This window comes from Paraburkholderia sp. BL27I4N3, from assembly GCF_003386115.1.
GTDB lineage: Bacteria > Pseudomonadota > Gammaproteobacteria > Burkholderiales > Burkholderiaceae > Paraburkholderia.
On record NZ_QREJ01000001.1, the window covers coordinates 5641756 to 5666157 of the forward strand.

24 protein-coding genes and 3 pseudogenes are annotated in these 24402 nt (G+C 61.4%); 12 read left to right on the forward strand and 15 right to left on the reverse strand.

From position 1 onward, the window contains the following. Positions 1 to 285: 285 nt before the first annotated feature. Both B0G71_RS25645 and B0G71_RS25650 read left to right on the forward strand, forming a co-directional pair. Entirely contained in the window at positions 286 to 810 is a 525-nt protein-coding gene (locus B0G71_RS25645; protein WP_258875664.1) for an alkyl hydroperoxide reductase, read from the forward strand. Positions 811 to 1120: 310 nt separating this feature from the next. Beyond that, complete coding sequence (locus tag B0G71_RS25650; protein ID WP_116145226.1) at positions 1121 to 2287, forward strand: radical SAM protein; 1167 nt, start codon at positions 1121 to 1123, stop codon at positions 2285 to 2287. A gap of 252 nt (positions 2288 to 2539) precedes the next feature. Here B0G71_RS25650 and B0G71_RS25655 read toward each other — a convergent pair whose 3' ends face one another. Together B0G71_RS25655 and B0G71_RS25660 are read right to left on the reverse strand one after the other, a co-directional pair. Beyond that, on the reverse strand, positions 2540 to 2884 hold the full coding sequence (locus B0G71_RS25655) for a BON domain-containing protein (RefSeq protein WP_116145228.1): 345 nt from the start codon (positions 2882 to 2884) through the stop codon (positions 2540 to 2542). Between the two features lie 127 nt (positions 2885 to 3011). Then, positions 3012 to 3929, reverse strand: a complete 918-nt coding sequence (locus B0G71_RS25660) for a LysR substrate-binding domain-containing protein (RefSeq protein WP_116145230.1) — start codon at positions 3927 to 3929, stop codon at positions 3012 to 3014. 373 nt (positions 3930 to 4302) lie between these two features. On the opposite strand from B0G71_RS25660, the gene B0G71_RS25665 reads away from it, so the two are divergent. Next, positions 4303 to 5121, forward strand: coding sequence for an alpha/beta fold hydrolase (locus B0G71_RS25665; protein WP_116145232.1), 819 nt, complete (start codon positions 4303 to 4305; stop codon positions 5119 to 5121). A 194-nt stretch (positions 5122 to 5315) separates the two neighbouring features. Here B0G71_RS25665 and B0G71_RS25670 read toward each other — a convergent pair whose 3' ends face one another. After that, complete coding sequence (locus B0G71_RS25670; RefSeq protein WP_116145234.1) at positions 5316 to 6230, reverse strand: LysR family transcriptional regulator; 915 nt, start codon at positions 6228 to 6230, stop codon at positions 5316 to 5318. A 113-nt stretch (positions 6231 to 6343) separates the two neighbouring features. Between B0G71_RS25670 and B0G71_RS25675 the strand changes: the two genes are divergently transcribed. From B0G71_RS25675 to B0G71_RS42525, 3 genes are all read left to right on the forward strand, one after another. Beyond that, entirely contained in the window at positions 6344 to 7507 is a 1164-nt protein-coding gene (locus tag B0G71_RS25675) for an alpha/beta fold hydrolase (RefSeq protein ID WP_116145236.1), read from the forward strand. A 47-nt stretch (positions 7508 to 7554) separates the two neighbouring features. Next, positions 7555 to 8346 (forward strand): MBL fold metallo-hydrolase, encoded by a 792-nt coding sequence (locus B0G71_RS25680; protein ID WP_116145238.1) that lies wholly within the window; start codon positions 7555 to 7557, stop codon positions 8344 to 8346. A gap of 80 nt (positions 8347 to 8426) precedes the next feature. Beyond that, on the forward strand, positions 8427 to 8642 hold the full coding sequence (locus tag B0G71_RS42525) for a hypothetical protein (RefSeq protein ID WP_199730145.1): 216 nt from the start codon (positions 8427 to 8429) through the stop codon (positions 8640 to 8642). Positions 8643 to 8797: 155 nt separating this feature from the next. On the opposite strand, the gene B0G71_RS25690 is transcribed toward B0G71_RS42525, so the two are convergent. From B0G71_RS25690 to B0G71_RS25725, 8 genes and pseudogenes are all read right to left on the reverse strand, one after another. Next, positions 8798 to 9652 (reverse strand): 3-hydroxybutyryl-CoA dehydrogenase, encoded by an 855-nt coding sequence (locus tag B0G71_RS25690; RefSeq protein ID WP_116145240.1) that lies wholly within the window; start codon positions 9650 to 9652, stop codon positions 8798 to 8800. A gap of 51 nt (positions 9653 to 9703) precedes the next feature. Next, positions 9704 to 10897 carry a beta-ketothiolase BktB gene (gene bktB, locus B0G71_RS25695; RefSeq protein ID WP_116145242.1) on the reverse strand — a complete coding sequence of 398 codons (1194 nt, stop codon included), beginning with the start codon at positions 10895 to 10897 and terminating at the stop codon, positions 9704 to 9706. 49 nt (positions 10898 to 10946) lie between these two features. Continuing rightward, the gene (locus B0G71_RS25700) at positions 10947 to 12575 is read right to left on the reverse strand and encodes an electron transfer flavoprotein-ubiquinone oxidoreductase (protein ID WP_404935487.1); all 1629 of its coding nucleotides are present in this window, start codon (positions 12573 to 12575) and stop codon (positions 10947 to 10949) included. A 79-nt stretch (positions 12576 to 12654) separates the two neighbouring features. Further along, complete coding sequence (locus B0G71_RS25705; RefSeq protein WP_116145246.1) at positions 12655 to 14445, reverse strand: acyl-CoA dehydrogenase; 1791 nt, start codon at positions 14443 to 14445, stop codon at positions 12655 to 12657. Between the two features lie 392 nt (positions 14446 to 14837). Then, the gene (locus tag B0G71_RS25710) at positions 14838 to 15983 is read right to left on the reverse strand and encodes an AraC family transcriptional regulator (RefSeq protein WP_258875781.1); all 1146 of its coding nucleotides are present in this window, start codon (positions 15981 to 15983) and stop codon (positions 14838 to 14840) included. Between the two features lie 40 nt (positions 15984 to 16023). Next, a pseudogene (locus B0G71_RS25715) lies at positions 16024 to 16149 on the reverse strand (DDE-type integrase/transposase/recombinase); the annotation flags it as partial. 14 nt (positions 16150 to 16163) lie between these two features. Then, complete coding sequence (locus tag B0G71_RS25720) at positions 16164 to 16763, reverse strand: lytic transglycosylase domain-containing protein (RefSeq protein WP_116145248.1); 600 nt, start codon at positions 16761 to 16763, stop codon at positions 16164 to 16166. Positions 16764 to 16951: 188 nt separating this feature from the next. Then, entirely contained in the window at positions 16952 to 17143 is a 192-nt protein-coding gene (locus B0G71_RS25725) for a hypothetical protein (RefSeq protein ID WP_116145249.1), read from the reverse strand. Positions 17144 to 17464: 321 nt separating this feature from the next. Here B0G71_RS25725 and B0G71_RS25730 point away from each other — a divergent pair, with 321 nt between their 5' ends. The 5 genes from B0G71_RS25730 (at position 17465) to B0G71_RS25750 (ending at position 22246) form a co-directional block, all read left to right on the forward strand. Beyond that, positions 17465 to 18139: a histidine phosphatase family protein gene (locus tag B0G71_RS25730; protein ID WP_116145250.1), complete on the forward strand. Its 675-nt coding sequence runs from the start codon at positions 17465 to 17467 to the stop codon at positions 18137 to 18139. Positions 18140 to 18163: 24 nt separating this feature from the next. Further along, a complete protein-coding gene (locus tag B0G71_RS25735; protein WP_116145251.1) occupies positions 18164 to 19192 on the forward strand; it encodes a phosphotransferase in 1029 nt (342 codons plus the stop codon). 36 nt (positions 19193 to 19228) lie between these two features. Beyond that, positions 19229 to 19993 carry an SDR family oxidoreductase gene (locus tag B0G71_RS25740; RefSeq protein ID WP_116145252.1) on the forward strand — a complete coding sequence of 255 codons (765 nt, stop codon included), beginning with the start codon at positions 19229 to 19231 and terminating at the stop codon, positions 19991 to 19993. 24 nt (positions 19994 to 20017) lie between these two features. After that, positions 20018 to 21274 (forward strand): acyl-CoA dehydrogenase family protein, encoded by a 1257-nt coding sequence (locus tag B0G71_RS25745; protein WP_116145253.1) that lies wholly within the window; start codon positions 20018 to 20020, stop codon positions 21272 to 21274. Between the two features lie 72 nt (positions 21275 to 21346). Then, positions 21347 to 22246, forward strand: a complete 900-nt coding sequence (locus B0G71_RS25750; protein ID WP_106285759.1) for a LysR family transcriptional regulator — start codon at positions 21347 to 21349, stop codon at positions 22244 to 22246. A 480-nt stretch (positions 22247 to 22726) separates the two neighbouring features. On the opposite strand, the gene B0G71_RS42710 is transcribed toward B0G71_RS25750, so the two are convergent. The 4 genes and pseudogenes from B0G71_RS42710 to B0G71_RS25760 form a co-directional block, all read right to left on the reverse strand. Further along, a complete protein-coding gene (locus B0G71_RS42710; RefSeq protein ID WP_404935488.1) occupies positions 22727 to 22960 on the reverse strand; it encodes a hypothetical protein in 234 nt (77 codons plus the stop codon). Then, the gene (locus B0G71_RS42715; protein ID WP_404935396.1) at positions 22891 to 23196 is read right to left on the reverse strand and encodes a hypothetical protein; all 306 of its coding nucleotides are present in this window, start codon (positions 23194 to 23196) and stop codon (positions 22891 to 22893) included. The genes B0G71_RS42710 and B0G71_RS42715 overlap by 70 nt, the downstream gene beginning before the upstream one ends. Before the next feature lie 13 nt (positions 23197 to 23209). Then, positions 23210 to 23620 (reverse strand): annotated as a pseudogene (locus tag B0G71_RS42720) (hypothetical protein); the annotation flags it as partial. Beyond that, positions 23621 to 23903, reverse strand: a pseudogene (locus B0G71_RS25760) (adenosine-specific kinase); the annotation flags it as partial. A gap of 236 nt (positions 23904 to 24139) precedes the next feature. On the opposite strand from B0G71_RS25760, the gene B0G71_RS25765 reads away from it, so the two are divergent. Beyond that, positions 24140 to 24304: a zinc ribbon domain-containing protein gene (locus B0G71_RS25765; RefSeq protein WP_106286471.1), complete on the forward strand. Its 165-nt coding sequence runs from the start codon at positions 24140 to 24142 to the stop codon at positions 24302 to 24304. Positions 24305 to 24402: the final 98 nt, after the last annotated feature.

A 24402-nucleotide genomic window follows, 5' to 3' on the forward strand; every position in this document is an offset into this window, starting at 1 on the left:
CTTAAACCACGGTTGGTGCTGTCAGGCAGCCGAGCAACATTGCGGCAGTGCAACAGGCGGCGTAGAGCTCTCGGGTCGTCCGATTGCAGACTCACGCTGCACGTTCTGTCCACATTTCAGTTCCTGGCACTTCTTCACATAACCTTGTGCAGGTTGGTACGGGATCGAATCATGTTAAGCATCAGTCTCAGGTCACAGCTGCAGACGTATCTGCGAAACATCCGCGGACCAGTCGAATTGATTGTGTCGCCGGGCGGTGGTCAAACGTCGCACGAGATGCGGACGATGTTGAACGAAATCGCGTCGTTGACAAATCTGGTGACGGTAATCGAGGAGCAACATGGCGACGAACGTAAGCCATCGTTTTCAATCAGGCAGGTCGGAGAAAAAGCTGGCATACAGTTTGCCGCCACTCCGACAGGACCTGAATTTTCGTCTCTTGTCCTCGCAATACTCCAGGTGGGAGGACACCCCGTAATAGCCGACCGCACGACCATTGAACAAATCCGAACGCTAGAACGTGACTATTATTTCGAGACCTATATTTCGCTCTCTTGCGCAAGCTGTGTGGACGTTGTGCAAGCCCTGAACATGATGACGGTGATCAATCCACGGGTTCACAACATTACGATCGACGGAGGAATTTTTCAAAGCGAGGTGTCGGCGCGTGATATTAGCGTTGTGCCGACGATCTACATGAACGGCGAGATATTCGGCGAGGGGCGCAGCAGCTTTGCGGAGCTCGGCGCGAAACTTCTCGACATAGAAATGAGCCTGAGAGCGGCACTGCGCGCGGCAGGTAGGCCGTAGCACCGCGCTGAAGGTCATATCGGTGGGGCGTAATCCGGGGGAATCTGCGCCGGGGGCGCGGTGCCTGAAACGGTGAAGGACGCAACGGGCGGTCCTCAGTTGGGTGCGTCGGGGCGGTAGTCGGCCAGCAAGAGATGTCCGTCAGTCGCCTCCGGATGGCCGTCTTCCGCCTACACGGGTCCGTCGCGACTCTACCGCTTCAGTCCGCCTTTACCTAACCCCATATCCGCATCTATCGCGCACAGGCTAACGCGCGAAGCGTATGCTTGGATGCTTCGTGTCGAATTCGTCAGCCGACCGTGGGGGTTCCATGGAAACGACAGAGCGGATCATTAAGTGGCGCAATCTGCGGCACTCAGACGGAATCGCCGGCAAGCCGCGCAATCCACTGCCTGCGGTTTGCGACGTCTCGGTAACGAATGTTTGCAACGCCGCATGCGACTTCTGCGGGTTCTCGCGCGACAAGAATCTGGCAGGCCCGCGTCGCTATCTTGACCCTGATGAGTTCGCTCGTGCGCTGCCGATCCTGCGCAGGCGCCGGATTCGCTACATGACGCTCCAGGGGGGCGAACCGCTGGTTCACCCGAAGATCGAATCGCTCGTGGCGTCGGCCACGAAAGCCGGCATCGATTGCGGGCTGATCACGAACGGCTGGTTCCTCCCCCGCCACATCAAGCAGCTGGCGGCGGCTGGCCTCAAGCGTCTCCTGATATCGATCGATAGCGCGGACATGGGAGAGCACGAGCGCAATCGCGGCCTGCGCGGTCTGGAGGCCCGCATCCGCGAAGGAATCGCTCAGGCGCACGCCTTCGGCATCCCTGTCTGTGCATCGGTCACGGTGAGTCGTCTGGTCCGTTACGCGTCGCTTCCAGAGACGCTCAACCGGCTTGGTTTCGATGCCGTCGCGTTTTCCTATCCAAGGCGCGAAACGCTCGGTTCCACATCGCTCGTTTACGACGAAACATCGACGCTCGTCGACCTAAGCCGTGACGAACTACTCGACGCGTTGAGCGCGATCGCCCGCCTCAAAAAGCGCTTTCGTGTAATGGACCCGAGCGCTGCGCTGGCCGAGGTCGCGCGGTTCGTGCGCGGCGAACAGCAACTGATTCCATGTATTGGCGGCAGCAAGTATTTTTATATCGACTGGAACCTCGACGTGTGGCGTTGCGAGGCGTGGCCTGAGCCAATGGGCTCCGTCTTCGACCTCGACCGCCTGCCCGATCAACGGGAGCCCTGCAATGACTGCATGATGGGGTGCTACCGGCATGCCAGCGTCCTGATGCACGGCGCTATTGCCGTGACCGACTCGGTGTACGCGCTGGGCAGGGGCGAGCTTCGCGCTGCTGTCGGTACGTTGTTCCAGCGCAGCGTCGCGTATTCGCTGTGGGCGCTTTCCGTTGAAGAATTACCTCGAGCAGCGCTTGCCTCGTTAGCAGGACGGAATGGCGGACGCAGCTCGCCACGGCGAAGTTCATAAGCCCGATCTGCCGCAACTGAGGCTTCTGGCGGGGAGGCTACGTCGTTTGTTCGAACTCAAACGGACATTCTCGCGGCGATTCCGGACGTCTTAACGGGTCGATCACGGTCGGCCCGAAACCGGCGAACGTGCTAGAGCGCAGGGGAATGCCCGTCAAGGCGCAGATGCACCTGTTCCTTTGACGAAACCGCTGGCCGCGCGCAGCCCAGGCATCGCTGTCTTGTCCGTCATCTGTTTTCCGGCGAGCGCGCGTTATTGCGGCCTGAGGTGTAGATCGTTGCTCACGGATTGCACCCCCGCCACGCCGCGCGTCACGGCAAGCGCTTGCTCAATCTGTACCTCTGCATCCACGTATCCTGACAACTGCACGACGCCTCGATACGTGGCGACGCTGATCGGCAAGGATCTCAGCCCTGGGTCCGCGACGAGCGCCTGCTTCACCTTGGCGGCGAGCGCAGCGTCGTCAGTGGCGACCTTCGCCGGCGCGGTCACAGCCTGCGTCGCTGTCGACTTGCAGCCGTTGATGAACACGAACGCGGGGATCGCGAATGCCGCGACCATCAGCAACCGGCTTTTGATGTGTTGCACGTCCCGCATGTCGGCTATGACATCCTGATTCGTGAGCAGTTGGCGTCGTTCGGGTTGGCTTCGAGGTACACATGTGCGCCCTCGTCGAGTCCACCATGATAGCGCAGGGCGGCGAACTTGCGACCGAGCCGATGACCTAGACGGCATAGCGAATGATGCTTTGATCCTGAACATTTGTGACCAACTCGTCCGCACGAGATAACAGCCGAAGAAGCAACGGGTTTGTATTTGCATCGCTATATCCCAAGACGAGATCAATCGTCGGAGGCACGCCGTCAAGCGCCCTTGCAACGACGTTTGGTGTCAGCATATTTTGCGCGTACAGCGGGATAAGCGTGACGCCACCCGTTGACGTAACAAGCGACATTGCGGACGGGAGGTTTTCGCCCTCGTATCCCGCCTTGAGCGTTATTCCGACACTCGATGCGTACTGCTGAATCACGGATTCCAGTACGGGAGAAATCTTGGATGAACTGACGTAAATCTGGCTGGCCAGATCCTGCGACCGGATTTTCTTGCGTGACGTCAGCCAATGGTTTGCCGGCAGTACCGCGATCAGCGGCTCTTTCGCCAGGACTTTGAATGACAGGCCAACAGTCTGTCTCTCGGGACGAAGGAAAGCGACGTCTAGCTTTCCTCGCATCAGCCCAAGAGCGAGCTCCGGAGACGACTGGCTGCACAGTGTGATCTCCGCATCCGGTGCCTCCTCGCGAAGGATTCGCAGCGCGTGTGGCAACCATACGACTTCCTGCCCGGCAAGGAAGCCCATGGCAAGGATCGGTTTTCCAGTTTGCTCCGTACGCCGTGCGCCGTCGATACCCGCTTCGACTTGAAGCAGCGCCAGACGCGCGTGATCGAGGAAGATTTTTCCGGCAGCGGTAAGCCTCACACCGCGTGCCTGGCGCTCCAGTAATTTCACACCCACTTCGGACTCAAGATCGCGGATCTGCCGGCTCAGGGACGGCTGCGACGTGTGTAGCCGCCGTTGCGCGGCTGTCAGCAGACTTCCTTCCTCCGCAACCGCAATGAAATATCGCAGATGTCGAAGTTCCATTAGTTCTCCCGTATGCCTTTGAGGCATAGGTCAAATCATAGAAAGTCTTTGTCATCGAGGCAAGGGATACCTATATTGGAACGGCTGCCGTATCGACGAGCCAAGCGCCCAAGTGGAGTTCTCACTGGCGTGGTCACCGCATCCGAGTGCTCAATCACAGGCCGATTCTTGTACTCGATGCGTCCAAGCGCCAGAAGCAAGGGCGTGGCGCCGAGAGACATTTAGAGATCCATCGCAGCTTGGTCGGAGTGCGCCCCGCTCGCACGTTTTCGGATGCGCATGAAATAAGACTTCGAAAGAAGCCGCTGGCAGCATTCTCGATGTCTCGCGGAGAACCAACAGTTCAATCAGTCTCTTCCAGGAGGTACCAGCTATGCCTACGATCACCACTCCCGACGGCGTAAAGATCTTCTACAAGGACTGGGGGTCCGGTCAGCCGATCGTCTTCAGCCACGGCTGGCCCCTGTCGGCTGACGACTGGGACGCCCAGATGATGTTTTTCCTTCATCACGGCTACCGGGTGATCGCCCATGACCGGCGCGGACACGGTCGGTCCGAGCAAGTCGGCACCGGCAACGACATGGACCACTGGGTCGCCGACCTCGCAGCACTGACCGAACACCTCGGCATCCGCGACGCGATCCACATCGGGCACTCCACCGGCGGCGGCGAGGTGGCCCGCTACGTGGCTCGCCACCAGGAGCGGGTCGCCAAGGCAGTGCTGGTGGCCTCGTTGACGCCGAACATGGTGAAAACCGACGCGAACCCTGGAGGTCAGCCGCAGGAGTGGTTCGACGCGGTTAAGTCAGGCATGCTTGCCAACCGCTCGGAGTTTTACCGGGCAGTCCCGGAGGGTCCGTTCTACGGATTCAACCGTGCGGGCGCCAGGCCGTCTGAGGCGGTGATCGCGAACTGGTGGCGCCAAGGCATGGCCGGCAGCGCCCAAGCCCACTACGAGACCGTATCCTCCTGGCTGGAGGACTACACCGAAGATCTGAAGAAGATCACTGTGCCGGTACTGGTCATGCATGGCGAAGATGACCAGATCGTCCCGTTCGCCAGCGCGGTGCCCCGCGCGGTCGACCTGCTCGCGAACGGCGCGTTGAAGACATACCCTGGCTTCCCGCACGGCATGCTGACCACCCACGCGGACGTCCTGAACCCCGACCTTCTCGAGTTCATCAAATCCTGACGGGACGCCAGCCCGAACCAGATCCAGGCAATTCGAGTGGCGCGTTCAACCGGTGCGCCACTCGGCACAGGCGTCCGCTTAGGGTCCGCAACGTGCCATAGCCCCCGCATTTGGACGACCGGCGGCGAAGGGACCCGGAACGGACAATCGAGGGTCGGCAACCCTGCGTCCGCTCTTCGAAGTACAACTGCCGCTCAATGACCGATGCGGTCCCAAGGCGGTTCATCCCCGAACGTCTCGGCAAGATAGTCGACGAACCGACGCACTTTGAGCGGTATGCGCTGTGCGCTCGGATAAACCGCCTGAATCGCGAGATCAGCTGCGCGATAAGCTGGCAGTAGCGCCACAAGTTCGCCACGGCGGAGATGCTCTCCGAACACGAAGGTTGGGCCATAGGCGATGCCGGCGCCGGCGAGGGCCGCGGCAAGCAGCATTTGCGTATTGTTAGCGGCCATCCGGCATGGTCCGTTGATGACGTGCGCGTGATTTTTCGCATCGAGCAACGTCCAGTCGCCGGCCGACACGGCCTCGCTGAAAACCAGTCGCTGCACGCGTTGCAAATCTTCGGGCTTGCGTGGCGTTCCATAGCGCTCGAGGTACGCGACAGACGCACAGACGACCATCCGGCATGGTGCAAGCCGTCGCATCACCAGTCCGGGGTCCTGCAGCCGTCCGATCCGGATTGCCACGTCGACACCCATATCCATCAGGTCGACATAGCGGTCTCCGAGCACCACTTCCACATTGACGTGCGGATGATCGTCAAGGTAGCGGGCAACAACCTCGCCCAGGTGCATTGCACCGAACGTAACTGGCGCTGCGACCCGCAGTACGCCGCGTGCCGTCCCTTGTGAATCGCCAGCTTCCCGATTGGCATCGTCGAACGCTTCGAGAATCCGCTTACTGCGCTCGTAGTAAGTCTGGCCGGCATCGGTCAGACTTAGGCGCCGGGTAGTGCGCTGAAGTAGCCGAGTATTCAGCTGGGCCTCGATTGCGCTAACATGCTTGCCGGCCATCGCGGCCGATAGCCCGAAACGGCGCGCCGCGGCTGCAAAACTGCCTTCCTCAACAGCAGCGACGAACACGCCGAGACTCGTCAGCCGGTCCATTTGCTCCTCCGATTCGATAACACGATTATCGACTGAATAGACCATTCTGGCAATTATCAAGCCGACGACTTGAATCTACCATTCAGACACTACGCAATGATTAGGGAAGGAAAATGGAAATCAGATCGAACGGTACGCGGATTCATGTCGCACAGCGCGGCAGCGGCGAGTTGGCGCTCGTGTTCCTGCACTACTACGGCGGCTCGTCCCGCACATGGGACGGTGTGGCAAGCGAATTGGCCGACCGCTATCGAATCGTTGCCATCGATCACCGAGGCTGGGGCCGTTCCGAAGCGCCCGCTGACGGCTACCGGATCGCCGATCTTGCCGACGACGCCGAAGGTGTCATCCATGAGTTGGGTCTGCAGCGCTACGTTCTGGTCGGCCATTCGATGGGCGGCAAGGTTGCTCAGCTCATCGCATCGCGTCGGCCGGCTGGGCTCGAGGGTCTTGTACTCGTCGCGCCGTCGCCCCCGTCGCCAATGCACCTTTCCGACGAGCAACGTGCGACGTTGACCGGCGCGTATCAGTCGCGTGAGTCGGTCGAATTCGTTATCGATCACGTGCTCACAGCTAAAACACTTGACGCTGCTTGCCGGGAGCAAGTCATCGAGGACAGCCTGAGGGCCGCGCCGCAGGCCAAGGCGGCCTGGCCAAACATAGCCATGCGCGAAGACATCACCGCCGCGGTGGCATCAATCGACGCGCCGACCGTTGTCATCTCCGGTGAGCTTGATCAGGTGGATCGCGTCGCAACGCTGCAGGCGGAACTGATGCCTCGTATTCCGCATGCGCGGATGCATATTCTCCCCGGAATTGGACACCTGTCGCCGCTAGAGGCACCGGCCGAAGTGGCGCAGCTCATTGCGCGATTCGTCACAGCGGTCGAAGACAAGTCCGCCGTGTGCAGCGCGCCTGAGCAGGTCCCGGCCGCTTTCGATACGGCACTGAACGCCGGCGACCTTGACGTACTGCTCGGTTTGTTTAGCAGTAAAGCCACGATGCGAATGACGGACGGCGAGACGACACACGAGGACCCCGCCGGCTTGCGCAGCGGTCTGGCTCAGTTGCTGCAACTGCGCCCGCGCATTCACAACGAAATACGTCGTGTGATAACGAGCGGCGACATAGCACTCGTCCTGCTTGACTGGTCCCTGAGCGTGACGCTACCGGACGGCCACGAACAGGAGCAGCGCGGCACCGCTACGCAGGTTATGAAAAAGGGCCGCGACGGCGGGTGGAGACTGCTGATCTCCAATCCGCTCGGGTTGAACTGAACAGATCTGGGGAATGACGCCATGAACAGCCGACAGGGACACACATCATGAACACACCCTCCATCATTACGATTCTCATCCTGCCGTTCGGCATGGTCCACTGCCACCTGATCATCGGTGAAGCGGGCTGTGTTCTCGTGGACACGGGCACGCCGGGCTCAGAGGACAAGATTGAGCGCGCTTTGGCGAAGCACGGGCGCGGTTTTCGTGATGTCAGCTTGATCGTGGTCACTCATGCGCATACGGACCATGCCGGCGCGGCTGCGCGACTGCGTGAACTGACGGGGGCCCCGATCCTCGCGCATGCCGGAGATCTGGACTACTACGAGCGGCGCAAGGAGATGACATACTGCGTCGCCCATTGGTGGGGACCGCTCTTTCTGCGATCGGGCGTGCCCGGCGAGGCCTACCTGCCCTTCACGCCGGATATCCTGCTGCAAGACAATGCCAGTTTCGATCTCAGTCGCTTTGGAATCGACGGCGTGGCAAGGTACACGCCCGGCCACACGGCTGGCTCCGTATCGGTTGAGCTGGGCAGTGGCGACGCGCTGGTTGGCGACCTCGTCGCCTCCGGAGTATTTCTCGGGGGATTGATCCGCACGAGCCATGCCCTGCGGCCCCCGTTCGAGGATGATCCGCAGGCTGTCAGTGTTGAATTGATGAGCATGGTCAACGCGGGCATGCAGCGTTTTCACATGGGCCACGGCGGTCCGCTGCCCGCAAAAGAAGTGCGCCGGCACGCTCTTTCATTGCGGAATCTGAAGCCAGGACGCAAATACGGGATGCAGACCATCGGATGCGCCTGCTCTGAGCGCAAGCTTGCTGAGGTTGTTGACTAAGGTATGGCTTGCCCTTAGCCCGGAGTCGCCGCCTGAATTCAGGTCTGTTCGGCTTCGCCATCTTTCAGGAGTGGATTGTCATGCCTCTTGTTCATCCGAAATACAAGGTCGCTGTTGTTCAGGCAGCTCCAGTCTGGCTCAATCTTGAAGTCAGCATCGACAAGACGATTGAATTGGTTAATGAGGCCGCCGCCAATGTGAAGCGGTATCCGGCTAGTCGGGGAGATCTCAAATGGTGGCCGCGGTTGGGAACCGTTCCCCAGTCCTCAGGAAGTCTCGGGTTCGGTCCCGCCTAAGTGGTTGTGGCCAGGATGCTGCTCCATCGTCGGCCGGCAACTTGCAAGTGGATAGACGCACCATGATCCATCGCTGTGTCCCCACGACGGGACGTGCCGACCGAAGGGGCGCGGCCGCACGCGCGGACAATCGCGTGCCACTTATTCGCGGCTGCTTATTTGCTGTAGTCGTACACCCCGCGCCCCGTCTTGCGCCCCAGCCGCCCCGCCGTCACCATCTCGCGCAGCAACGGGCACGCGCGATACTTCGGATCACCGAAGTCCTTCTGGAACACGTCCATCACCGCGAGGCACACGTCGAGGCCGACGAGGTCCGCCAGCGCGAGCGGCCCGATCGGATGGTTCGCACCGAGCTTCATCCCAGCATCGATCTCCTCGGCCGACGCGATGCCTTCGGCAAGCACGAAGAACGCCTCGTTGATCATCGGCACGAGGATCCGGTTCACGACGAAGCCCGGCGCGTTCCGCACGCCGATCGGCGACTTGTCGAAACGCTCGGTCAGCGCACGCACCGCGGACGCAGTCGCATCGCTCGTCTGCAGCCCGCGAATGATCTCGACAAGCGGCATCAGCGGCACTGGATTGAAGAAGTGCATGCCGACAAAACGCGACGGATCAGCCAGCAGCGCGGCGAGCGCGGTGATCGAGATCGACGACGTGTTGGTCGCGATGATCGCATCGGGGCGCGCGACGGCCTCGATCTGCTTCAGGATGCGCCCCTTCAGCTCGACGTTTTCGGTCGCGGCTTCGATCACGATGTCGACCGCGGCAAGCTTCGCGTAATCAGTCGACGTATTGATGCGCGCGAGCGCGGCGTCGCGTGCGCCGGCGTCGAGCTTCTCTTTCGACACGAGCCGCTCGAGGCTGCCCTTCAGTGCGGCGACGCCCTTGTCGAGCGCCGCGTCGCTGACGTCGATCATCACGACGTTCAGTCCTGCAACGGCAGCGGTCTGCGCGATACCGTTGCCCATGGTTCCGGCGCCCACGACGCCGACGGTTTGAATGGCCATGACGATTCCTTATGTTCGGTGCTGTGTGTTCGGGTGCTGAGCGGTCGATTATCAGATGTTCTCGAAGATCGCCGCAATCCCCTGGCCGCCGCCGATACACATCGTTACGAGCGCATAACGCCCGCCGATGCGCTTCAGCTCGTACAGCGCCTTCACCGTGATCAGCGCGCCCGTCGCGCCGATCGGGTGGCCGAGCGAAATACCCGAGCCGTTCGGGTTGACCTTGGCCGGATCGAGGCCGAGCTCCTGCGTAACCGCGCAGGCCTGCGCGGCGAACGCTTCGTTGGCTTCGATCACATCGAGATCCGTGATCTTCAGACCCGCTCGTTCGAGCGCCTTCCGCGTGGCCGGCACCGGGCCGATGCCCATGTAGGCCGGGTCGACGCCCGCGTGCGCATACGCGACGAGCCGCGCGAGCGGCTTCGCGCCCTGCGCGCGCGCGGCGTCCGCGCTCATCATCAACACGGCGGCGGCCGCATCGTTGATGCCCGATGCGTTGCCGGCCGTCACGGTGCCGTCCTCCTTCGCGAACACCGGCTTGAGCTTCGTGAAATCGTCGGAGCCCGCGTCGTGACGCACGTGCTCGTCGGTGTCGAACGCGACCTCGCCTTTCTTCGTGCGAATCGAGATCGGCAGGATCTGATCCTTGAAGCGGCCTTCCGCGATCGCGCGCGCCGCACGACGATGCGATTCGAGCGCGAGCGCATCCTGCGCCTCGCGTGAAATGCCGAACTTGCGTGCGACGTTCTCGGCCGTCACGCCCATGTGGATCGTCTGGAACGGGTCGTGCAGCGCGCCGAGCATCATGTCGACGAGCCTGGCGTCGCCCATGCGCTGGCCAAAGCGTGCGGACGGCACGGTGTACGGCGCGCGGCTCATGCTCTCCGCCCCGCCGCCGATCGCGACGTCGGCATCGCCGAGCATGATGGTCTGCGCGGCCGACACGATCGCCTGCAGGCCGGAGCCGCACAGACGGTTCACGGTCAGCGCGGGCGCATGCTGCGCGACGCCGCCGTTGATCGCCGCGACGCGCGCGAGATACATGTCCTTCGGTTCCGTGTTCACGACGTGGCCGAAGACGACGTGCCCGACCGCATCACCCGGCACATTCGCCCGCGTCAGCACTTCGCTCACGACCTTCGCACCGAGATCGGTCGGCGAGAAATCCTTCAGGCTCCCGCCGAAATCGCCGATCGGGGTACGGACACCGCTCACCACCACGACTTCCTTCGCTGCATTGTTCATCGTCTCACTCCGGTTCGTTCGCGCCCGCAGGCGCGGAGATGCGTTTGCGTTACATGTTCGGATAGTTCGGCCCGCCGCCACCTTCAGGCGTGACCCAGACGATGTTCTGCGTCGGGTCCTTGATATCGCAGGTCTTGCAGTGCACGCAGTTCTGCGCGTTGATCACGAGGCGTTCGCTGCCGTCGTCGTTCTTCACGAACTCATAAACCGCAGCGGGGCAATAGCGTGATTCCGGCCCGGCATAGGTCTGCCAGTTCACGTTCACCGGCACGGACGGGTCTTTCAGTGTCAGGTGAGCCGGCTGATTCTCTTCGTGGTTGGTGTTCGAGATGAACACGGAAGACAACCGGTCGAACGTGAGCTTGCCATCGGGCTTCGGATACACGATCGGCTTGCATTGGGAAGCCGGCTTGAGCATCTCGTGATCCCAATGCTGGTGATGCAGCGTCCAGGGTACATTGCCGCCCAGCAGCTTCTGCTCGATGCCGACCATCACCGTGCCGAGGTACAGGCCCTTGCTCATCCACTGCTTGAAGTTGCGCGCGCGGTGCAGTTCGGTGTGCAGCCACGAAGTCTTGAAACTCTCCGGATACGCGGTGAGTTCATCGCTGGTGCGACCTGCCTGCACGGCTTCAAAAGCAGCTTCGGCGGCCAGCATGCCGGTCTTGATCGCCGCATGCGAGCCCTTGATCCGCGATGCGTTCAGGAAACCCGCATCGTCGCCGACCAGCGCGCCGCCCGGGAACACCAGCTTCGGCAGCGACATCAGGCCGCCGGCCGTGATCGCGCGTGCGCCGTACGACACACGTTTGCCACCTTCAAGCACCGCGCGAATCGCCGGATGCGTCTTGTAGCGCTGGAATTCCTCGAACGGCGACAGATACGGGTTCGTGTAGCCGAGGCCGACTACAAAGCCCACCACCACCTGGTTGTTGTCCATGTGATACAGGAACGAGCCGCCGTAAGTATCGTTCTCCAGCGGCCAGCCGGCGGTGTGCATCACCAGACCCGGCTTGTGCTTCGAAGGATCGATTTCCCACAGTTCCTTGATGCCGATCCCGTAGACCTGCGGATCGGCGCCTTCGCGCAGCTTGAATTTATCGTTCAGCTGACGCCCGAGGTGCCCACGCGCGCCTTCGCAGAAGAGCGTGTACTTCGCGTGCAGTTCCATGCCGAGCTGGAAGTTCTCGGTCGGCTCGCCGTCCTTGCCGATGCCGAGGTTGCCGGTGGCGACGCCTTTGACCGAACCATCGTCGTTATACAGGATCTCCGCCGCCGGGAAGCCCGGGAAGATTTCCACGCCCAGCGCCTCGGCCTGCTGACCCAGCCAGCGCGTGACATTCGCAAGGCTGATCACGTAATTGCCGTGATTCTTGAAATTGTCCGGCAACGCCCAGGTCGGCACGCTCTTTGAGCCGGTTTCGGTCAGGAACAGGAATTTGTCTTCGGTCACGCCCACCGTCAGCGGTGCGCCTTTTTCTTTCCAGTCGGGAATCAGTTCGGTGATCGCACGCGGATCCATCACCGCGCCCGACAGGATATGCGCCCCGATCTCCGAGCCTTTTTCCAGTACGCACACGCCCAGCTCGACGTCTCTTTCCGCTGCCAGCTGCTTCAGGCGGATCGCTGCGGACAGGCCGGCCGGGCCTCCACCGACGATCACGACGTCGTATTCCATCGATTCGCGCGGGCCATATTGCGCCAGCAAGTCCTGTGTGGTCAAAATCCTGTCTCCTCCTGCGCCTCGACCGTGACGGTTAGAACTGGTCTTCCGACAACGCAAGCACGCTGTTGTTGCCCTTTGCGCTGACGATCGACGCTTCGAGCCCGCCTGCCTGCACGAGGACGTGTTCCGCATAGCATTGTGCGATCGCGATCTTCGCATCGAAGAACGCCGTGTCGCTCGCGCGGTTCGCGTGCGCTGCCAGCAGTGCGCGCGCCATCTGCCATCCGCACAGCACGATGCCCGCCAGCTTCAGGTACGGCACACTGCCCGCGAACACCGCGTTCGGGTCCTGTTTCGCGTTCGCGAGCACGTAGTCGATCACCGTCGACAACGAGTGCGCGCCCTTCTCCAGCTGCGCCTTCATCGACGCGGCCGCCGCGCAGTCGACCTTGCCGAGCACCGCGACCGTATCGCCGATCTCGGCGATCAGCGCCTTCGCGACCGTGCCGCCGTCGCGCAGCGTCTTGCGGCCGACCAGATCATTGGCCTGAATCGCTGTCGTGCCTTCGTAGATCGCCAGGATCCGCGCGTCGCGGTAATACTGCGCGGCGCCGGTTTCCTCGATGAAGCCCATCCCGCCGTGCACCTGCACGCCGAGGCTTGCCACGTCGTTCACCATCTCGGTGCTCCAGCCCTTCACGACCGGCACCAGATATTCGTAGATTGCCTGATGACGTGCCCGCGTCGCCTCGTCCGAATGGTGGTGGGCAATGTCGCTGTGCGCGGCCGCGACATACGCGAGCGAGCGTGCGCCTTCGGTTAGCGCGCGCATCGTGCCGAGCATCCGGCGCACGTCCGGGTGATGGATGATGGTGACTGACTGCCGGGCCGATCCGTCGACCGGGCGGCTCTGCACGCGCTCCTTCGCGAATGCGGCGGCCTTCTGGTATGCACGGTCGGCGACGCCGATCCCCTGCATCCCGACGCCGAAGCGCGCGGCGTTCATCATGATGAACATGTATTCGAGGCCGCGATTCTCTTCGCCGATCAGGTAGCCAATCGCGCCGCCATGGTCGCCGTATTGCAGCACCGCGGTCGGGCTCGCCTTGATCCCCAGCTTGTGCTCGATCGACACGCAGTGCACGTCGTTGCGTGCGCCGAGCGAGCCGTCTTCGTTGACCAGAAACTTCGGCACGATGAACAGCGAAATGCCCTTCACGCCATCCGGCGCGGTCGGTGTGCGCGCAAGTACCAGGTGGACGATGTTGTCCGCCATGTCGTGTTCGCCCCACGTGATGAAGATCTTCGTGCCGAAAACGTTGTACGTGCCGTTGCCCTGCGGCTCGGCGCGCGAGCGCACCAGCGCGAGGTCTGAACCGGCCTGCGGCTCGGTCAGGTTCATCGTGCCCGTCCATTCGCCCGAGATCAGCTTCGGCACGTAGCGCTGCTTCTGTTCGTCACTGCCGGCCGTCAGCAGCGCCTCGATCGCGCCGTCGGTGAGGAGCGGACACAGCGCGAACGACAGGTTCGATGCGTTCAGCATTTCGATGCACGGCGCCGCGATCAGCTTCGGCAACCCCTGACCGTCGTACTCGGCCGGATGCTGCAACCCCTGCCAGCCGCCCTCGACGAACTTATGGAACGCCTCCTTGAAGCCCGGCGTGGCGGTCACGACGCCGTCCTTCCAGCTGCTCGGATTGCGGTCGCCTTCGACGTTCAGCGGTGCCAGCACCTCGCCGCAAAGTTTCGCCGACTCATCGAGCACAGCATGCGCGGTGTCGTGACCGGCATCCTCGAAGCCCGGAAGCTGCGCAACGGTGTCGATGCCCGCGAGTTCCCTGAGCACGAACAGCATGTCCTTGACGGGGGCGGTATAGCTCATGGTCGATGTTCCAATCAGGCGGTAAATGAAGTGCCTCACAAGGTCCGATACGGCAAAACCGGCCAGATCCAGGAGACGTTGTGACCATCCTACCGCCGCCGTGACGAATTCCCATTGTCATATCCGGCCCTCATGGTGACAAAACCGGCCACGCGATGCACGGGCGATGCTGAAGGCAGCCGGCCGCGTCGGGTTTCCCCGAATCCGGTCTCTGCGAAAAGACATGCGCATCGTTGTGCCGATCGGCGGGGCGGAAGCGGTGGTGAGATTCGCGGAGGGGCCGGCAACGGAAGCCGGCTGTGGGTCGCATACAGGAGCCGGCCATTGGAGCGGGCGCAGTGAGTCGGCCAGGTGATTCAGCGTCGGAAAAACGGCTGCACCTGCTCCGCGCGCTATGCACGCCGCCGATAAGTCCCCGGTGTGCTGCCTGTCCAGTGCCGGAACGCGCGATGGAACGCGCTTGGATCGTCGAAGCCAACGTCGGCGCCGATCGCCGCGATCGTGTCGGGCGTGTCGGTGAGCCGCTGGATTGCGATATCTCGCCGCAGTTCATCCTTAAGCACCTGGAACGTCGTGCCTTCGGCGGCCAGGTGGCGGCTCAAGGTGCGTACGGAGCAATGCAGATGCTCGGCCACCAGATCGATCACTGGCAGGTCGGGCAGCGCCGCCGACAGGTATTGCCGCACGCGATGGCACACGAGCTGTTCGCTGAATGATTCAAAGATCCAGTCGCCTGGCGCGCGCGCGAGGAACTTTTGCAGGTTGCGCTTGCTCTGCCGGATTGGCGCGTCGAGGTAGTCCACGCTGAAGCGCAGAAGCGTGCGCTCGCAGTCGAACTTCACGGACCCGGAGAAGAAGTACAGGTGATCGACCGCATGGCGCGGTCGCGGGCACGCAAGCTCGATCTGCAGCAGCGGGATCTTCTGCCCGATCAGCCATGAACACACGCCGTGAACGAGCTTGAGCATCAGTTCCTGGCCGAGCGGGCTGATTGGGCCCACGGCCGCCTCCAGCCGCAGCATTACCTGCACGATGAGATCGTCGTTCCTCGATTCGACGAAGAAGTCATCGAGCAGGATATGGAAGAACTGGCCGAAACGATGGAGCGCCGTTTTAAGGTTGCGCGCATCGAGCAGGCTCAGGCACAGGTACTTCAGCGTGCCGCCGCGCAGCGGGCGCGAGAAGATGCCGGGCATCTCGTCGTCGAGGTCAATCGCGAGCGTGCGGTACAGCGTCGAGAATTGCTCTTCCGTCACGCGCGAATGCGGCTCGCCGAGCAACTCGATTGCAATGCCGGCTTCATACAGATAGCCTTCGATCACATCGCGCCCCACGCCCGCGCTCGCCAGGAAACCGTTGACGAGCGAGATCGGCACCGTGGCGCCCGGCGACGGCAGTGCGCGCCCGCGCTGGGCGGAACGGGAATGTAAGCCGGTCATCGCGTGCCCGTAGACTAAACCGCTCGGATTGTACAGCGGCCCGGAACGCCCTCGACTTGCAAGCTTCCGGCCCGACCTCCAGAAAAGCGTCGGTGCAATAGGAGAGGCCAATGGAGGTCGGATGAGTTGCGCGAACGCACTTCATCTGTCCTTTGACGATCATGTGCATAACTTCGATGCCTCCCAGCAGGATCAGGACGCATCGAATAGACTTGAATCCCAGCATGGCCCGGATGCGCCGCTTGACCGTCCGATGATCCTGCTCGAACGGGACCGCGACTACAAACCGAGTTCCGCTTTCATGATGCTCAAGTGATCGGCTACACGTCGCGCGTAACCCTTGGCGCCTCCACTGTACCGATATAATGCGTCGTCGAGGTTTCCACCTGACGCTCTTATGTAGTCTTGCAAAATTGCGCACCCGATACGGATGTTTGTGCGCGCGTCTTTCAAATCAGACGTGCGAAGGACACGGTCTGCGTGTTGAGACGGAAGCACCTGCATGAGTCCCATGGCGCCAACCACACTCACCGCGAAACGGTCGAAACTGGATTCGACGGCGATCACTGCAAGCAATAACAGCGGTGAGATTGTGGAACGCTTCGCAGCATTCAGCACCGCGTGACCGATTTGCAACGCATCGGGCAATCCGATGTGAAAGCGGGTACTCACAACAGTTGCGATTTCCTCCGCAGTAGGCATTCCCCCTTGCGGCACGTCGACAGCTTGAGTGGATGTTGGCCAAACTGGAACATCAGCGCCATAGCACAGTCCCGTTAGCGACCCGAACACCACAACTGCCCCAAAGACATTACCGCGGAGTCGATAAGCAATTGTTCGTGGCTTATCGATACGCTCTTGTTTCGCGTTCGTTAGCATGACTAATCCCCTTAAATTCACGTAGTCGCGAACGGTTCAGGCAAAGTCTTCCCTGGAACGGTCTGACGAGTTAGGTCACAACGACAAAGGAAAGATAGAGTAGAAACAGGATATTCCGTCCTGACCACTCACTCGAAAAAAAACAGAGGCGTACTGTCCAGCAACAACAACAGCATTAACACCGTAGGTCAAATTAAAGATTCCGGCGCCCGATTGATGCGGGCACCGCACGTTTCGCTCGCGACCAACTCGCGGACGCTGTTGGCAAAGCGCTGAAGAGCTTGCAAGGATCCGTACACGCTCTTGTACTCTTCGCGGCCGATCCGCCCATCCAGCACGACCAGCATGCCCGAATCGCTTGCAATCTTTTCGATGTCCATCGCAATTCCCCTTCAATCCCGACGAATACGCCTGCCTTCCTCATTCGGCCTTCAGCCAGGCTCGCATCGCCGCGAAGTTTTCCGGCGAAGGGGAGTCGCCAGGGGCCCGTCGGTGACGAGGAGCGAAATCAGCGCAATTGAGACTTCCCACGCATCGGCGAGCACAGCGCCGATGTATTTCCCGTGTGCTGTCCCTGGGATCGATCGGCTCATGCGATCATCCATCACCACCGTGAATGACCACGCATTCAAAAAATAAAGTTCATCAATACCGGCGACGCCCCTAAGCTGCTTCCACCGACTTGAATCGCGGAAGAAGCAATGGCAGAACTCTTTCTGGTGCGGCACGGACAGGCGTCGCTGGGCAGCCAGGACTACGATCGTCTCTCGGATACTGGCAAGCAGCAGAGCATCTGGCTCGGTGAGCACTTCGCGCGCAACGGCATCCGATTCGATCGGGTGATGACCGGCTCGCTGCTGCGTCACGCCGAGACGCTCGACGCGATCCGCCTCGCCACATCGGGTGCAGACGTCGAATGCGAGATTCATCCCGGACTCGACGAATACGACTTTCACGCCCTCTTTCGCGCCCTGCGCGATGAAGATCTCCGTCTCGTCGAATCCGCGAAACGCAGCCCGCGTGAATTCTTCAAGGCATTGCGGGCGGTCCTGCATCTCTGGTGTGAATGCGCCCTCGACGATCGCGTGCCCGAAACATGGCGCGCGTTCCAGAAGCGCGTGGCCGCTGCGCGCGCGGCCATTCAGCAATGCGGCGCACGACGCGTCCTGGTGGTCACTTCGGGCGGCGTGATAGGCGCTTTCATGCAGCAGATCTTGCAAGCCCCTGCTGCGATGGCCATCGAACTCAACATGCAGGTCCGCAACAGCAGTGTCACGCATTGCTTCTTCAACCGCGAAGCGATTCAGCTATCGAGCTTCAACGGCATCGCGCATCTCGACGATCCACAGCGTCACGCGTTTCAAACCTACGGTTAGTCCATCTGTCATGCACGGAAGCATATGAACAGCGAACGATCCAGCTCGTCTCTCGACATCGACCGGCTCACGCCTTATCTCGAGCAACATCTCCCTGGCTTTCGTGGGCCGGTGCATGCGACGAAGTTCGCGGGCGGCCAGTCCAACCCTACGTGGCTACTCGACGCACAAGGCCGCCGCTATGTCCTGCGCCGCCAGCCGCCAGGGACTTTGCTCAAGTCCGCCCACGCAGTCGATCGCGAGTTTCGCGTGCTGAGCGCGCTCGCGCAAACGCCGGTTCCCGTGGCGCGCGTCTGGCATCTCTGTGAAGACCGCGACGTTATCGGCAGTCTGTTCTATGTGATGAGCTACGAGCCCGGCCGCATCTTCTGGAACCCTGCCCTGCCCGAAGTCGATCGCGACGCGCGGCGCGACTACTACACATCGATCGTTTCGACACTCGCGGCACTCCATGACGTCGATCCGGAAAGCGTCGGTCTGGGTGACTATGGCCGGCCCGGCAACTACTTTCAGCGACAGGTCGAACTCTGGACGAAGCAGTATCGCGCTTCCGAAACGGAGCGGATCCCGCCGATGGAAGCGCTCATCGACTGGCTGCCGAGCCATTGCCAGACCGATTCGCCACGCCCGGCGCTCGTGCACGGCGATTTCCGCATCGACAACCTCATCTTTGCCGACGTCGCACCGCGCGTGCGTGCCGTGCTCGACTGGGAACTCTCGACCCTCGGCAATCCGCTCGCGGACCTCGCGTACTTCTGCATGTGCCTGCGCCTGCCGTCGAAGGGGCATATCACCGGGCTTCGCGGTCACGATCGCACTGCGCTGGGCATCCCCGAGGAGGAGGAGATCCTCGCACAGTACTGCGCATTGCGCGGTCTGAGCGACATCGGCAACTGGAACTTCTGTCTCGCATTCAGCTTCTTCCGCCTCGCCTCGATCGCTCAGGGCGTGAAGGCGCGCGCGTTGCAGGGCAATGCATCGAGCGCGGATGCGCACGAGGTCGGCCGCATGGTCGAACCGCTCGCCCGGCTCGCCGAGGACCTGCTCGCGTAGCGGACGATCTTTCTCAACCCGTCAAAAGGAACGACATTGACTACGAAACTCTTCGACCTCACGGGACGCGTCGCCCTCGTGACGGGCGCGAGCCGCGGCATCGGCGAGGCCGTCGCGGCACTGCTGGCCGAACAAGGTGCACATGTCATCGTATCGAGCCGCAAAGTGGAAGATTGCGAATCGGTCGCCGCGCGCATCCGCGTATCGGGCGCCAGCGCTGAAGCGTTCGCATGCCACGTCGGCCGCATGGAAGATATCGCGCTCATGTTCAGCCATATCCGCGAGAAGCACGGCCGGCTCGACATACTCGTCAACAACGCCGCGGCCAATCCGTACTTCGGCCATATCCTCGATACGGACCTCGCCGCCTACAACAAGACCGTCGATGTGAACCTGCGCGGATACTTCTTCATGTCCGTCGAAGCCGGCAAGATGATGAAGACGCAGGGCCGCGGCAGCATCGTCAACACGGCTTCCGTCAACGCGCTCCAGCCGGGCGACATGCAGGGCATTTACTCGATCACCAAAGCGGCCGTCGTCAACATGACGAAGGCGTTCGCGAAAGAGTGCGGCCCGTTCGGCATCCGCGTGAATGCGATTCTGCCGGGCCTCACCAAAACGAAGTTCGCCGGCGCGCTGTTCGATGACAAGGCGGTCTACGAGCGCTGGATCAACGCGATCCCGCTGCGCCGCCACGGCGAGCCCGACGAAATGGCCGGCACCGTGCTCTATCTCGTATCCGATGCGGCGAGCTATACGAACGGCGAATGCATCGTCGTCGATGGCGGCCTGACGATCTAGCCAACCGCGCGAAAGGAACCCATCATGTATTTCGCACATTACCCGAAAGTTGAAGACCTGATGCGCCGCGTGCGCAGTTTCATGGACGAGCATATCGTGCCGCGGCAGCGTCAGTGGCACGAGGAAGTGCACGCGGGGCGCTTCCCCGTTTCGTTCATGGAAGATCTCAAAGCCATGGCCAAGGCAGAGGGCCTGTGGAATCTCTTCCTGCCGCACCTGAAGGACGGCGAGCCCGGCACGCGTCTCACGAACCTCGAATACGCGCCGCTCGCGGAGATCATGGGCCGCGTTTCGTGGGCGTCCGAGGTCTTCAACTGCAATGCGCCCGATACCGGCAACATGGAACTGCTGCACATGTTCGCGACGCCCGCGCAGCGCGAAACATGGCTCGTGCCGCTGCTCGATGGCCGAATCCGCTCCGCGTTCGCGATGACCGAGCCGGATGTGCCCTCCTCCGACGCGACCAACATCACGACCTCCATTCGCCGCGATGGCGACGACTACGTGATCAATGGCCGCAAATGGTTTATCACGAACGCTGCGCATCCGAACTGCAAGCTGTTCATCGTGATGGGCAAGACCGATCCGGATGCCGAAAGCCATCGTCAGCAGAGCATGATCCTCGTGCCGGCAGGCACGTCCGGCGTGACGGTCGTACGCAATATCCCGGTCATGAATCACATCTCGCCGGAAGGACATTGCGAGATCACGTTCACGAATGTTCGCGTGCCCGCGTCGAATCTGCTCGGCGAAGAAGGCAGCGGATTTGCGCTCGCGCAAGCGCGGCTCGGGCCGGGGCGCATTCACCACTGCATGCGCTCGATCGGCGCGGCCGAGCTCGCGCTTGAACTGATGATCGAGCGCGCTCAGGAACGCAAGACGTTCGGCAAGTATCTGCATCAGCACGGCACGATCGGCGAATGGATCGCGAAATCGCGCATCGAGATCGATCAGGCGCGCTTGCTCGTGCTCAAGACAGCGTGGCTGCTCGACGAGGTCGGCGCGAAAGAGGCGCGCAAGGAAATCTCGATGATCAAGGCGCTGATTCCGCAGGTGCATACGGCGGTGTGCGATCGTGCGATGCAGGTATTCGGCGCGATGGGTGTGAGCCCGGACACGCCGCTCGCCGATCACTGGACCTGGGGACGGGCGTTGCGTTACGCCGACGGTCCCGACGAGGTCCATCTCCAGGCCATCGCGAAAATGGAACTGGCGCGAGGCAAGGAGCGACCCGGTGCAATGGCGGCCTATCTGAACGTGCCGCCGCGTGAATGTGCCTGACGAAATCGAGGCAAACGTACGCATCCTCACAGCGCCTCCCGTTTATGATGATGGGCAAACGGAGACTGTGAGATGCGTTCACCAAAGCTGGATCTGAACCTGTTCGTGGTGCTGGAGTCGATCTACGAGAAGCGCAACCTGACCCGCGCGGCCGAGGCGCTCTTCATCACGCAGCCCGCGGTCAGCAATGCGCTCGCACGCATGCGCAAGGCGTTCGATGATCCGCTGTTCGTCAGCACGTCGTCCGGAATGGTGCCTACGCCGTTCACGGAGAACATCATCGGGCGCGTGCGTGAAGGACTGCAATTGCTCGAGGCGAGCGCGACCGAAGGCGACGTGTTCGCCCCGGCCGCGTCCGAGCGCACCTTTCGCCTCAGCATGCCGGATTTGACCGAAGCAATCCTGCTGCCGACGCTCGGCGAACTGTTGCAACAGCAGGCGCCCGGCATGCGCATCGAGTCTTATTTCACCCCGCGAAGCGAGGTCAGCACCGCGCTCGCCACTGGCAAGATCGACTTTGCCATCGACGCGCCGCTTATCGATGATCCGCAGTTGCATCAGGCGCGCCTCGGCCGCGACCGGTACGCCTGCATGCTGCGCCACGATCATCCGTTCACCGGCGAGACACTCACGATGGACGACTACCTCGCGCTTGGCCATATTCAGGTGTCGAGCCGGCGTCAGGGGAGTGGGATCGTCGACGCCGAGCTTAAGCGGCTAGGCAAGCAGAGGCGCATACAAATGCGCGTGCAGCATTACATGGTCGCGCCGCTCGTCGCCTTGCGAACCGACCTTGCGCTGACCGCGCCGACACAGTTGCTGAAGCGTCACGACGCGCGCATGGTCGATCTGCCGTTTCCGCTCTCCGAGTTGGAATGGCATTTGTACTGGCATCGCAGCAGCGAACAGGACCAGGCGAGCTTGTGGCTTCGGGGAAAGATGATCGAGCTGATGTGCGACAAGCTCATGTGATGCGTCGCGCATCGGTGTTTTCGCATGTTAAATCCGCTTCTACAAAGGCATCTGAGCCGAGTTTCCACGGGCAAACTTTTTCCCGTGGCCGTCCAGTATGCGTCGAAGCCACTCGGAGTGCCGCATGCGGGTCTCGCCAAGTAGTTCGGTTAAGGCGCGGTGACGAGCACCCAAGTGGATGGACTGCTGACAGACATGCTCTTGTCGCTCGATCTGTGGGGCAGCACGGACGCCGCCGAGTTGTGCATCGCAGACTGGTTGCGTCAACATCCATATTGACACGCCTGCCGTAGCATGCGCCGCGCAGCACCGCTCCGAGCCAATTCCCACTTTGCAATAGCCGGCCGCTATCGCCCTCGCGCCTTGCCTGCGCTGTTGATGCGCCGACCGACGAACGTCATCCTGGAACCGTATCGGCCCTGTCATCGTGCGATAGCGCGGTTGTCGCGGACGTCAAAAACTGCTTCGACTCTGGCATTGCTACATTGCGCGATCGAATCGACCACAACGACGCCCGCGCCCGACAATCCAGGCGTCCAATTCCTGTTTGCCAGGACCATCCGCACCAGCAGCAGTGATATGGGTGCCGTCCTGAACCCATTGGGGTTTCAGCAACGCCTCGCGCGATGGCGTAGCGGTCACAATCAGATTTGAATTGATTGCAACGCCTTCTGCGGACTCGTAAGCATGAACCGAGAACCCGAACACCGACATGTCGTCTGCAAAAAATGCAGCCGCCGCTCGGCATTCGGTTCCCAGACATGCACGTCGCGGCACGATGTCACCGCGCGCAGATATTCCAACTGTAGCCGCGCCTGCACACCCGTGCCGGTGATGCCGATCCCGTGAACCTCGCGCGGAACTAGCGCGCGTGCAACTCGTTGGCCTGCGATTGCGGTGCGCACGCAGGTCAGCCAGCCTTCGTCCTGCAGCCAATGCGACAGGCGCACCGGTCTTTGCCGAGAAGAGTATGACCAGCCCGTCGTTGCTGGGTAATCCCGCTGCGGGGTTGTTGCAAAAGCCGGACGATGCCTTCACCGCGAACGTAGCAGCCCCGTCGACGTACGCTGACTTGATGCAGCATTCGCCGTTGCTCGACTCGAACCGGAAGTTCTGAATCGGCGGCACCTGGGCCGTTTTGCGGGAATAGGCGATAAGGCCCTGCTCGACCATGCGTACCGCCCGTTCCGTGTCGAAGCGCGCTACGATTTCGTCTTTCGGCTCCAGGCTCCGACGGCCTGGAGAATCTGTATACAAATCATCCCGGAGCGTACCACTACCTTCTCGAGCATGATCGTGACTTCCTCCGCGAACTGGGATTTGATAGTGGAACAAAAAGAAGGAAACGTGGAGACGCGTTGACCTCTGAGACATTATTGACGGGGTAAAAGCCGTCGCCGAGAAAAATCACGAAACTATGGCCCGCGCCGATGGCCGTGGCATTCTGGCACGCCAACTCGACCAGGCCGGCGTCGGTGCCAGACCGGCGCACAAGACGCTTACCTGACGCTTCACAAAAGGCCAAACCAAACTTGATACCCGGAACGGTACCGACCATTGCCTCGTGCAGATCCTCGACGGACTTGATGAAGTGGCTTTGCCCCAGGATGAAGTTCGTCGCTTCAGGTTTGACGATAGTTACCGTAAGCAGTTGCATATCTGACCTCGTTCTGTGCCGCCTGGAACACTGCGCAGAGGCGGTTTTGGCCAGCAGGCGGATGTTAGTTCATCACGTTTCGCCGGACAGCGACCGTCTTGGCCATAATCAAGCCTAGTACGAACCGGAGACACATGCCTGTGCATTCCTGCACTAGAATGGATTTCTCACAGTACCGGGCAGTGCTGGTGAGTCGTATCAGGCCTGCCAGGTGGATTCGTGTTGGAGAAGTGCATATGCCAACGTACCAATATCGTTGCGAGAAGTGTGGCCATTTGTTCGAGCACGCTGAACATCTCGCCGAACACGAGAGCGCCCATCCGAGTTGCCCGAAGTGCGGAAGCGAGACGTGTCAGCACGTACCCACGCCATTTATCGCCAAGACGTCAAAAAAGAGCTGAAATCTTGGTTCGCGACAACTCGTCCATGGAGCGGATGATTCACTGTCGGCGCTCCCCCTTGGCGTCCGGACGGTGGGTGCCACATGAGCGCAACAGCA

Coding starts and splice junctions, on each gene's coding strand:
- B0G71_RS25675 (WP_116145236.1), top strand. CDS start 6,344: ATGGAAATCAGATCGAACGGTACGCGGATTCATGTCGCACAGCGCGGC.
- B0G71_RS25730 (WP_116145250.1), top strand. CDS start 17,465: ATGGCAGAACTCTTTCTGGTGCGGCACGGACAGGCGTCGCTGGGCAGC.
- B0G71_RS42710 (WP_404935488.1), bottom strand. CDS start 22,960: ATGTCGGTGTTCGGGTTCTCGGTTCATGCTTACGAGTCCGCAGAAGGC.
- B0G71_RS25645 (WP_258875664.1), top strand. CDS start 286: ATGTTGAACGAAATCGCGTCGTTGACAAATCTGGTGACGGTAATCGAG.
- B0G71_RS25765 (WP_106286471.1), top strand. CDS start 24,140: ATGCCAACGTACCAATATCGTTGCGAGAAGTGTGGCCATTTGTTCGAG.
- B0G71_RS42525 (WP_199730145.1), top strand. CDS start 8,427: ATGCCTCTTGTTCATCCGAAATACAAGGTCGCTGTTGTTCAGGCAGCT.
- B0G71_RS25700 (WP_404935487.1), bottom strand. CDS start 12,575: ATGGAATACGACGTCGTGATCGTCGGTGGAGGCCCGGCCGGCCTGTCC.
- B0G71_RS25655 (WP_116145228.1), bottom strand. CDS start 2,884: ATGCGGGACGTGCAACACATCAAAAGCCGGTTGCTGATGGTCGCGGCA.
- B0G71_RS25705 (WP_116145246.1), bottom strand. CDS start 14,445: ATGAGCTATACCGCCCCCGTCAAGGACATGCTGTTCGTGCTCAGGGAA.
- B0G71_RS25670 (WP_116145234.1), bottom strand. CDS start 6,230: ATGGACCGGCTGACGAGTCTCGGCGTGTTCGTCGCTGCTGTTGAGGAA.
- B0G71_RS25745 (WP_116145253.1), top strand. CDS start 20,018: ATGTATTTCGCACATTACCCGAAAGTTGAAGACCTGATGCGCCGCGTG.
- B0G71_RS25660 (WP_116145230.1), bottom strand. CDS start 3,929: ATGGAACTTCGACATCTGCGATATTTCATTGCGGTTGCGGAGGAAGGA.
- B0G71_RS25750 (WP_106285759.1), top strand. CDS start 21,347: ATGCGTTCACCAAAGCTGGATCTGAACCTGTTCGTGGTGCTGGAGTCG.
- B0G71_RS25720 (WP_116145248.1), bottom strand. CDS start 16,763: ATGCTAACGAACGCGAAACAAGAGCGTATCGATAAGCCACGAACAATT.
- B0G71_RS25735 (WP_116145251.1), top strand. CDS start 18,164: ATGAACAGCGAACGATCCAGCTCGTCTCTCGACATCGACCGGCTCACG.
- B0G71_RS25690 (WP_116145240.1), bottom strand. CDS start 9,652: ATGGCCATTCAAACCGTCGGCGTCGTGGGCGCCGGAACCATGGGCAAC.
- bktB (WP_116145242.1), bottom strand. CDS start 10,897: ATGAACAATGCAGCGAAGGAAGTCGTGGTGGTGAGCGGTGTCCGTACC.
- B0G71_RS25665 (WP_116145232.1), top strand. CDS start 4,303: ATGCCTACGATCACCACTCCCGACGGCGTAAAGATCTTCTACAAGGAC.
- B0G71_RS25725 (WP_116145249.1), bottom strand. CDS start 17,143: ATGGACATCGAAAAGATTGCAAGCGATTCGGGCATGCTGGTCGTGCTG.
- B0G71_RS25650 (WP_116145226.1), top strand. CDS start 1,121: ATGGAAACGACAGAGCGGATCATTAAGTGGCGCAATCTGCGGCACTCA.
- B0G71_RS25680 (WP_116145238.1), top strand. CDS start 7,555: ATGAACACACCCTCCATCATTACGATTCTCATCCTGCCGTTCGGCATG.